The sequence below is a fragment of the Lactobacillus sp. W8174 genome (assembly GCF_016100975.1).
Taxonomy (GTDB): Bacteria; Bacillota; Bacilli; order Lactobacillales; family Lactobacillaceae; genus Lactobacillus; species Lactobacillus juensis.
Map to the genome: position 1 here is coordinate 1 of NZ_JACFRN010000009.1, position 2,289 is coordinate 2,289.

General features: G+C 33.3%; 2 protein-coding genes. Both read right to left on the minus strand.

Annotated elements, in window-relative coordinates; genetic code table 11:
* Window positions 1-1,520, minus strand: a 1,520-nt coding sequence (locus H3U49_RS09750; RefSeq protein WP_198181172.1) for a BspA family leucine-rich repeat surface protein, incomplete at its 3' end; no start/stop codon positions are given.
* A gap of 665 nt (window positions 1,521-2,185) precedes the next feature.
* Window positions 2,186-2,289: SLAP domain-containing protein (locus tag H3U49_RS09960; RefSeq protein WP_198181173.1), on the minus strand; the 104-nt coding region annotated here is incomplete at its 5' end.

Below are 2,289 nucleotides of genomic sequence, written 5' to 3' on the forward strand. Positions count from 1 at the left end.
GTAACATTATTAGCTTTAACGAAACGGTTCTTGCCTAAAGCGTAGAACTTCTTGCCGTTAATGGTCTTAGTACCATAAGTAGTAACAGTTTTACCAACGAAGTATTCACCTTTTACACGCTTGCCTTTTTGGTTAAAGATATAAGCGTTGTGGGTAACTACTCTCTTAACACCTTTCTTGGCCTTCTTAGCTGGCTTCTTGTTGTCAGTAGTAGGCTTATTAGTGTCTGGCTTGGTAGTATCAGTCTTATTAGTGTCTTGCTTGCCAGTCGTAGTAGTTGTGTTTGCGTTACCTGTGTTAGTAGTATTACTTGGAGTAGTCGGTGTACTTGGAGTAGACGGTGTGTTTTGCGTATTGTTATTGTTGTTATTATTATTGTTATCAGTAGACTTGGTAGTAGTATATTCACCTACATAATCTTTAACATCATTTTTACCGTCAAATTTCTGCATAAGTTCTACTGAACTTAATCCCTTGTTTTTACTATCCTTTAAGAACCAGGTTGTCTTTCCATCTTGTAGACTCTCTTCTACTGAACCAGGGAGTCCTGAATTGTTAATGATATTGCCTGCACCAAGTTTAATATCATTTAAGCTATCCATACCTGATAACATATCTTGATCAATCGTATATGTTTGATGAGATGGCTTTTCAGTACCTTTATTATCGTCGGTTTTGTTAGTGTCAGAAACATTATCTTGAATGTTTTCATCATGTTTAGCCATCTTAAAATTACTAATGTCTAGGGATGTCAAAGCCTTATCACCCTTAAACATTTCCCACATCTTAGTAACTTTTTCGGTGTTGAAATTCTTCAAGCCATCAATTTTGGTTAAGCTTGAATCATTACTAAACATATAAGACATGTCTTCTACTGAATCTGTAGTAAACTTGGATACATCTAAAGTATTTAATGCTTCATCATCAAAGAACATGCCCATCATGTCAGTTACGCTAGAAGTGTCAAAGTTTGACAGGTCTAAAGAAGTCAATTTAGGATCACTAGCAAACATTTGTTTCATGTTAGTGACTTCTTTTGTATCAAGATTCTTTAATCCCTCAATTTTCTCCAGGTTTGGTAAACCAGCAAATAAGGAACTAGCATCACCTTTGAAAGTAACGGCACCATCAATTTTAATGGTTTGAATTTGATCTGTATCAACACCATCAATGTTCCAAGCTATTTGGGCAGGATTGATAGGGTTATCTTCACTAAATTTGTAATCATTGTCAATTGTACCGGCTTTAATAGTTAAAGTCTTAGTCTTTTCATCATAACTGCAATTGTCTTTAGTCCATTTTGAAGGCAATAGCATATTTGAATCATCTTCGCCAGCGTTATCACCAGAATTAGCTGGTATTGTCGGCTTTGCGTCAGCAGACTTAGAAGTTTGCTCTCCCTGTGATTCAGCAGCCTTAGCTGCAACTGGATTGGCAGCTATGACGCTTAACGCAGCAACTGCCATACTACTAAATAATATTTTTTTACCTTTATGATAAAAATTAATATGCTTACTCATATTTTTCCTCCATTTGTACCATCTAAATTTCATATACCATGGTTTTCATTATACCATGATTAAGTATATACATAAGTATTGTACAATTCAATACTTTGATAGGTATTTTCATATAGATTTAATATTTTTGCATACTACAAGTAAATAAAATTTGCCCTTCATTCATAAAATAAGCTTATTCAAATAAAAAATGGACTTAATTAAGGATAGGCTAATTTTCTTTATGCCAAAACCAAGCATTAACTGAAATAATAAACAAGGCTAAACTACTTAAAAATACTGTAATAATGCTGTTTAACTCGGCTAATTCCATTATTAATAGCTCTTAATATTTTACTTATGGTTAACGTTTCCATATTTAAGCTTGTTTTAATTGTGAAAAGTTTTTTGCTTTGGCAGTTGAATAATAAGGAGATTATTCGAATAAAAAATACTCCGCAAAAGATAATCGCACCTTACAAAGTACTTTTTAATTGGTATTAAATTTAGCTAGATTAAACCAGCACCTGCTTTACTGATGATAATTGCTACAAAGCAGTAAATTTAGCTTGTTCATTTAGAGCCGGTTAGGGAATAGTTTAATTTTTGAGTGGAGAAAAAGAACCCAACTAGTAACTTTAAGTACTGGCTAGGTTCTTTTATTGATAAGAAAAGTGTTTTAATCTTTAAAAGTTAGCTTTCTTGACAAATTGGTTCTTGCCTACGATGTAGTATAACTTATTGTGCATCTTAACAGCACCACCGTAAGTTCTAACTGTCTTATTCTTCT